General features: G+C 66.4%; 8 protein-coding genes. 7 read left to right on the top strand and 1 reads right to left on the bottom strand.

Annotated features, from left to right (window positions below; translation table 11 throughout):
• Positions 1 to 66 precede the first annotated feature (66 nt).
• The 4 genes from ACNJ7E_RS10365 to ACNJ7E_RS10350 all read left to right on the top strand — a co-directional run bounded on the left by ACNJ7E_RS10365 (position 67) and on the right by ACNJ7E_RS10350 (position 2611).
• On the top strand, positions 67 to 390 hold the full coding sequence (locus tag ACNJ7E_RS10365; RefSeq protein ID WP_418339244.1) for a transposase: 324 nt from the start codon (positions 67 to 69) through the stop codon (positions 388 to 390).
• Positions 390 to 1307: an IS3 family transposase gene (locus ACNJ7E_RS10360; RefSeq protein WP_418339243.1), complete on the top strand. Its 918-nt coding sequence runs from the start codon at positions 390 to 392 to the stop codon at positions 1305 to 1307. Before ACNJ7E_RS10365 ends, ACNJ7E_RS10360 begins: the two co-directional genes overlap by 1 nt.
• 111 nt (positions 1308 to 1418) lie before the next feature.
• Positions 1419 to 1634, top strand: a complete 216-nt coding sequence (locus ACNJ7E_RS10355; protein ID WP_039951055.1) for a hypothetical protein — start codon at positions 1419 to 1421, stop codon at positions 1632 to 1634.
• Positions 1635 to 2407: 773 nt separating this feature from the next.
• The gene (locus tag ACNJ7E_RS10350) at positions 2408 to 2611 is read left to right on the top strand and encodes a hypothetical protein (protein WP_007296982.1); all 204 of its coding nucleotides are present in this window, start codon (positions 2408 to 2410) and stop codon (positions 2609 to 2611) included.
• A 399-nt stretch (positions 2612 to 3010) separates the two neighbouring features.
• Here the strand turns inward: ACNJ7E_RS10350 and ACNJ7E_RS10345 are convergent, their stop codons facing one another.
• Positions 3011 to 4000: a pentapeptide repeat-containing protein gene (locus tag ACNJ7E_RS10345; RefSeq protein WP_074933654.1), complete on the bottom strand. Its 990-nt coding sequence runs from the start codon at positions 3998 to 4000 to the stop codon at positions 3011 to 3013.
• A 245-nt stretch (positions 4001 to 4245) separates the two neighbouring features.
• On the opposite strand from ACNJ7E_RS10345, the gene ACNJ7E_RS10340 reads away from it, so the two are divergent.
• The 3 genes from ACNJ7E_RS10340 (at position 4246) to ACNJ7E_RS10330 (ending at position 6333) form a co-directional block, all read left to right on the top strand.
• Entirely contained in the window at positions 4246 to 4443 is a 198-nt protein-coding gene (locus ACNJ7E_RS10340) for a three-helix bundle dimerization domain-containing protein (RefSeq protein WP_124396242.1), read from the top strand.
• Between the two features lie 799 nt (positions 4444 to 5242).
• On the top strand, positions 5243 to 6208 hold the full coding sequence (locus ACNJ7E_RS10335) for a type IV toxin-antitoxin system AbiEi family antitoxin domain-containing protein (protein WP_011599139.1): 966 nt from the start codon (positions 5243 to 5245) through the stop codon (positions 6206 to 6208).
• Entirely contained in the window at positions 6205 to 6333 is a 129-nt protein-coding gene (locus ACNJ7E_RS10330; RefSeq protein ID WP_418339789.1) for a hypothetical protein, read from the top strand. Before ACNJ7E_RS10335 ends, ACNJ7E_RS10330 begins: the two co-directional genes overlap by 4 nt.
• Positions 6334 to 6381: the final 48 nt, after the last annotated feature.

Here is a 6381-nt window from a genome sequence, read left to right as displayed (position 1 = left end):
TGAGGTTCCCCCCGGAAAGTGGACACCGACTTGGCGGGACACCGGTCCCGCTGGAAGGATGTCCGTATGCCCCCTCGCAAGCGTCGGTCGTTCACGACCGAGTACAAGGTCGAGGCTGCCCACCGGGTGATCGACTCCGGTCGCACCATCGCAGAGGTCGCCCGAGAACTCGGCCTCAACGAGAGTCTGTTGGGTGAATGGGTCAAACTCGAGCGGCGCAGAATCGCCGCCGCAGAGTCCCACGGAGAGAAGCCTTTGGACGCGGCCGAACACGCCGAGCTACGCCGATTGCGAAGGCAGGTAAGCGAACTCGAGAAGGACAACGCTTTCCTGGTAAAAGCTTCGGCGTACTTTGCCGCGATGCAGAAGAACCGACCCGGTTCGATCTGATGGCCAAGTACGCCGGCCCCGACAACATCGAAGAGACCGCCGGCACCGCCGCGCCGGAAGGTGAACGGTTCTCGATCCTGCGGATGGCGAGACTGCTGGAGGTGTCCACATCGGGCTACTACCAGTACGTCAAGCGCAGAGTTGCCACGGTGTTGACGCCGAGGCAACAGCGTCGCGCCGACCTCGAAGTCAAGATCGTCGAGGTCCACCGGGAATCGAAGGGTACCTACGGGTCGCCGCGGGTCACGGCCGAGTTGCGGGCGCGTGGTGAGGTGGTGAACGCCAAGACCGTGGCCAAGATCATGGCCTCGCTCGGTGTGGAGGGCATCAGCCCGCGCACGTTCAAGGTCAAGACCACGGCGGTCGATCCGCAGGCGTCGTTCCCGCCGGATCTGATCGAGCGGCACTTCGATCGGGGCCGGCTCGATGCGGTCTGGTTTACCGACATCACCTACCTCACGTGCGGTGAAGGGGACATGTTCTTGTGTGCGATCCGGGACGGTCATTCACGGAAGGTGTTGGGATACAGCATTGCTAATCACATCAGCGCCGAGATGGTCACCACCGCCATCGATCGAGCCGTGGCCACGCGCGGTGGGCGGTGTCGCGAGACGATCCTGCATTCGGACCGGGGTGGGGAATACACTGCCCACCTGACCGCGGCGTCGTGTGTGCAGCACGGGTTGCGTCGGTCGATGGGTGCGACCGGGATTTGTTGGGACAACAGTCCATCCGAATCGTTTTGGTCGATCTTCAAGCATGAAGAATACTATCGGCACGTCTATGCAACGAAGGCTGATCTCGTTGCTGGCGTTGACAACTGGATTGTCTTCTACAACACTGTTCGACGGAACTCTACGGTGGGGATGCACAGTCCCGACAGCTACGAGAAGTTGCTTCAGGTGGAAGTCGCCTGAGGCACGCAACCCCCTTGTCCACCGTTCGGGGGGAACCTCACGTCCCCCGGGCCGCCGATATGGTTGTTGGCAGTGTCGCGATTCGAGCGTTGAGGGGAGGGCTGGAGGCGAGTGGATGGGTTCTGGTGGGGAGTCGTGTCGGTGGTGGGTGCGGTGTATCTGTTGGGGATGGTCGCCGCGGTGGGAGTGATGTGGCGGGCGGAGCGGTTCTTCGCGCCGGCGGCGGTGACGCCGCGCCGCGCGGGCTGTCGTGCCATCTGGTGCCACCGCACGTATGCGGTGGCGATCGCCGCGGTGGCGTGGCCGCTGGTACTCGTGCGGTCGTGACGTCTGTGGAGGTTGCCATCTGTACCGGCATCGGCCCTCCTCGGAGTGGCGCTACCGGGCTTCTCGTGGATCGGCATATTGTGGGGCTGGCATCCGAAGGGTCTGTGATCGGCAGTGAGGGGCAATGGTATGGCTAGCGACTCCGGTTCTGCGGGTGTGGGAGGGCGTCGGCGTGAGGTGTCTGTCGCGGAGGGGCTTCGTGAGGAGCCGCGGGCGTGGGTACCGGCCGACGATCGTTGGATCGCTGAGCTGGTTGCCGAGGAATCCTCACCTCTGATGGGTGCTTCTGTATCTGATGACGATGGTCCGCGAGTGCAGACCCGTGAGCCAAGTGCACCGGGCCGGGCGGTGCGGAGTCGAAGAACACCACCGGCACATCGGTTTCGACGCGGCGGGCGAGGTCGAGGACGACGAGGGAGTCTATTCCGGAGGACGCCGCGTACCGATCGTGGGCGGCCAGGTGCGCGTCCATCCGGGCCGCGAAGTCCGCGACGGCTGCGCTGCGGCACCGGGCTTGGCCGACGGTGCCCGGAGGCCCGCTCAATGCGGTGAGGTCCAGGCCTGGGTCCTGTGTCATCGTCGACACAGCGGTCAGGCTCCGAACTCGCCCCACACGTCACCGAACCGCTCCCGCGTCGACGTGGGGACCTATCCGCCGTACGGGTGCTAATAGTCGATAGAGCGGCGCAACGGTGGTGTCGGGGGCGGCGCCGAGATGCGACAGGCCGTCGCCGATCCTCGGTATCGGCGGTGGTCTGCGGTTGAATGGGGGTATGGGGTCGTCCGCGGTGGAGCAGCTGTGGCAGACGTTGTCCGAGAACGAGTTGGCGTTGGTGTGTGTCCGGGGCCCGGAGTGTGAGTGGGCGGATCTGATGACGGCCGCGGACGATGGGGTGGGGGAGCTGACCTGGCTGGCCCGGGAGACGAGCGAGATCGCCGAGCAATACCCGCACGGCGCCGTCACTTCGGTGTCGTGACGGCGTCGAACCTCACTGCGGCGGAGTAGGACGCGGTGTAGGCCGCCTACACCGCCGCCGTCGTCGGTATCCCGGACCACGCCGAGCCTGCGGACCTGGTGGCCGGGTGCTCGCGGTGCGGCCACGCGACGCCGGTGATGAGACTGGTCGGGCAGGTGATCTCGCGGCAGTTCATCGTCGTTCGACGGTCATGGGCCGGCCTGGCCGGCTCAGGGCCGGAGGCTTGCCGGCGGCGCGCACATTGTGTCCTGCTCAATGATCGAGGTCGTGAGACCCATCTCGCGTGCCACCGTCGTTCCGGCGGATGGGTTCAGCTCCCCTTGCGTTTTCTCGATGGCACCACCTGTGTGGCGGGCGGTCCCGGCGCGGACCGGCCCTTGCCGCGGGTCTTGACCAGCGCTATGTGCTCGGAGGCGGGGTGAAGTTCTGGGGCCATGTCGTCTCGTTGTCGTATTTGATTCCGGTCAACTCCGTGCTGTCGTCGATCTGTGCGTCTGTCAGGTCGACTCGACGTAGGCGGGCGAAGGTCAGCATCGCGTTCCGCAAGTCGGCTCGGCGCAGGTGAGCGTGTGAGAGCTGCACACCCATGAGTAGTGCGCCGGACAGGTTGCAGTCGTCGAGTGTCGCGTCGAACAAGACCGTTTGGGGTAGTTGGATGCCTTGTAGGTCTGCGCTGCTGAGGTCGAATTGGCATCTGGACCAACCGTTCTCGGGTAGTCGGTCGTCGCTGATCTTGGTGTGCTGATGAATGACTTTGATCAGTGCGGCGCGGAGTTTGCGGTCGTCATCGGCGGTCGCGGTGAGGTCTCGGAGTTGGGCGCACAGCAGATCTATGCAGACTTGGCGCTCGGTATCGTTGCCGAATGCATGCCAATCGTCGGCGAGTGAAGCCAGCGCATAGGCACCGGCCATGCGGATCACCAGGGCCTTCTCGGCGAGTTGTTGGGCGACCGCGGCGTACCGAGTCCGCAGATCACGCGCTTCTTCGAGCGCATGTGTTGCGCGTAGCTGTTCCGATTGGGCTTCGATCTGCGTTCTGAGGTGTGTCTCTTGGGCCCGAAGTTGGGCCGACAGGTTGTCCGATTGCGCCGTGATCTGCGAGGTCAGGTTCTCCCGATCGGCCGCTATCTGCCTCTGCGTGTTCTCCTCCGCGCCGCGGCGGGTTATCCATGCACCCCACACAGCGAGTGAGGCCGCGACGATCGCACCCATACCCGCCAACAGTGTGGCTTGCCCCGGAGTCAGGTCATGCCACGACTGGACTTTCAGGAATACGAACACGAGGACGGCGACTGCTGCGAGACCGACGCCGAGGACGATCAACCCCACGGCAGGTACCTGTCGGTCCTTCTTGTGTCCGGAATTGGTCGAGACCGAGTCGACGCTCACCGTTCCATCATCGCGCGTCCGGCACCTTGATGGACCCGCTTTCGTGCCTCGATTCGAGAGGCCAACCGAAGTCTTTCCGCACGAGGTGATTCCGCGCCTGTGGGCGTAGACCAGGTGTGGGGCCGGTAGCCGCGCGCACGCGGCGGTCGCGGTCAGCGTTGAGTATTCGCTGCCCAGGATGCCCGGCCCAGAGAGGCCAGGGTGACGGACTGATGTGGTGACCGGGGGAGCGCTGGCTCTGGGGTATGAACGCAGAGGAGAAAGCCCGCCAGATCTCGCAGGTCACCGTCCGGTTGCTGAACAAGTTCCCGGCCGGGTCGCGGGAGGCGGTCGGGACCGCGGTGGCGGAAGCGGTCGCCCATTTCGTGGGATGCCCGATTCGGGATTTCGTTCGTTGCTTCTCGAGCGTGCGGCGACCACGAAGCTCGTTGCTCGAGGCGTGAGCGTCGGCGCGAGGGCGGGCGACTCGGACGCGAGCAGGCGCGGATCTTCCGTTGGCCAACTGGACACGGCGATCGATATCCTCGCGGCGCGGATCGAAACCGTCGATGCCCTGATCGAGGGCGCCCCAGGCCCACCGGCTCGCCGACTGGCTGCGCGGCGAGGCCGCTGCGCTGCGTGCCGAGCTGTAGAAGGTGCATCGGCTTATCGATGCGATCGTGTTCCGGTTTCCCGAGGTGATGACCCGCGATGCATCGGCACGCCACCGAACCGACTACCCGGACATGGTGCCCGTCACTGCCATCGGCCGTGCAGGGCCGTGTGAGGAGCCTGCCACCCGGCCTTCCGTGGGCGGCGGGTTCCGTTGTTCGCCGGCGCCCGCGCTCACCGCCCGTGCTCACCGACGGCGCTCGCTCGCTGATGCGGTGACGACGAAGGTGTCCTGGCGGCGAATTCTGTTGCGAACGACAGCCCCCGGAGCGGCGCGTCGACGACGATCACACCTGACGCCAGTTCGCCGATGTCTTCCGTCTGGCGGCCTGGCGCCTTCTGGTGCCGATCGGGCAACCGCACCGAACGGCGGGGTGGCGGAGGGTGGGCATGTTCGTCCTGGTTCGTCATGCGCACGCGGGGGAGAAGAGGAGCTGGCACGGCCCGATGCGGACCGTCCGCTGAGCATCCTCGGGTACTGGCAGGCCCGGAGTCTGGTTGCCGCGCTGAACGGCATCATCGTCAACTTAGACTGGCACGATAATTACATACGGTGCCCTGAACATTCGGTAAAGTGTGTATTATTGTGTCATGAGATCGGATAGTCGTGCTGCGCAGGTGGTGGCGCTGGCTGCTGAGCAGGGGGGTGTGGTGACCAGCCGGCAGGCGCGGGCGGTGACGTCGGTGTCGGTGCAGCAGCTCAAGCGGATGGTCGATTCGGGGGTGCTCGAGCGGCTGCATCATGGGCTGTACCGGCTGGGACGGATGCCGGAGGATGTGCATCTGGGGGAGCGGGTGGCGTGGCTGGCGCTGGACCCGGATGTGGTGGTGTGGGAGCGGCTGGATCAGCCGGTCCCGACCGGGGTGCTTTCGCATCGCACCGCCGCCGCCCTGCACGGGGTGGGGGATCTGGACGCCGATGTGGTGGAGCTGACCGCGACCCGGCGGATCCGGCTGGCGCTGCCCGGGGTGATCGTGCACCGGGGTGCGCTGTCGCGGGAGGATTGGCAGCTCGTCGACGGGCTGCCGGTGACCACCCCGGTCCGCACCATCGCCGATCTGGCCGCCGCCGGCACGGATGCGGGGCATCTGGCGTCGGTGGTCCGCGACGCCCTCACCCGAGGACTGGTCACGGTGGCGGAGGTGGTTGCGGTACTGGCCCCGCATGCCTTCGACTATGGTCACCGGGCGCTGGACGGGCAGGGTTTCCTGGAGGTGCTGATCGCGCAGGCGGGGGTGCCGGCCACCATGCTGGCGGTCGCGGACCTGGCCCGCAACACCACCACCACTACTGCGCCAACTGTGGCCGCGGCGGAGGCCGGGCAGCTGGACGTCGCCGCCCTGATGAAGGCGATGACCGAGTCGCCGCAGGCGCGGGATGCGCTGCTGCGGTCGCTCTCCGTTGCGATCGGGCAGTCCGCCGCCGGCCATATCAGCTCCGGCGCCGGGGCGGCCGCTCCCGCCCGCCGGGTCGCGGAGGACACCGGCACGACCGGATCCGATCGGACGGCACGGCCGGGCCGCTCGGCTCGGCCGGCGAAGGTGTCCGACCGGTGAGCCCGGTGTCGCGGTCCCCGCAGGCGGTGCGGGCCAGTATCACCGACCGCCTCAACCGGTACGCCCACGATCATGGCCAGAACATCGCCCTGGTGCGCCGCCGATTCGTTATCGCCCGCTTCTGACTCGCGTCTTCGATGCCGACGCGGCTGGGTGGATCCTCAAGGCGGTAT

It is taken from the genome of Rhodococcus mengyinensis (assembly GCF_048381435.1).
GTDB lineage: Bacteria > Actinomycetota > Actinomycetes > Mycobacteriales > Mycobacteriaceae > Rhodococcus_F > Rhodococcus_F opacus_D.
This window is presented reverse-complemented; position numbering and strand designations above follow the sequence as displayed.

Excerpts from the sequence above, each read along its gene's own strand:
- ACNJ7E_RS10365 (WP_418339244.1), top strand. The coding sequence starts at position 67 with ATGCCCCCTCGCAAGCGTCGGTCGTTCACGACCGAGTACAAGGTCGAG.
- ACNJ7E_RS10360 (WP_418339243.1), top strand. The coding sequence starts at position 390 with ATGGCCAAGTACGCCGGCCCCGACAACATCGAAGAGACCGCCGGCACC.
- ACNJ7E_RS10350 (WP_007296982.1), top strand. The coding sequence starts at position 2,408 with ATGGGGTCGTCCGCGGTGGAGCAGCTGTGGCAGACGTTGTCCGAGAAC.
- ACNJ7E_RS10335 (WP_011599139.1), top strand. The coding sequence starts at position 5,243 with ATGAGATCGGATAGTCGTGCTGCGCAGGTGGTGGCGCTGGCTGCTGAG.
- ACNJ7E_RS10340 (WP_124396242.1), top strand. The coding sequence starts at position 4,246 with ATGAACGCAGAGGAGAAAGCCCGCCAGATCTCGCAGGTCACCGTCCGG.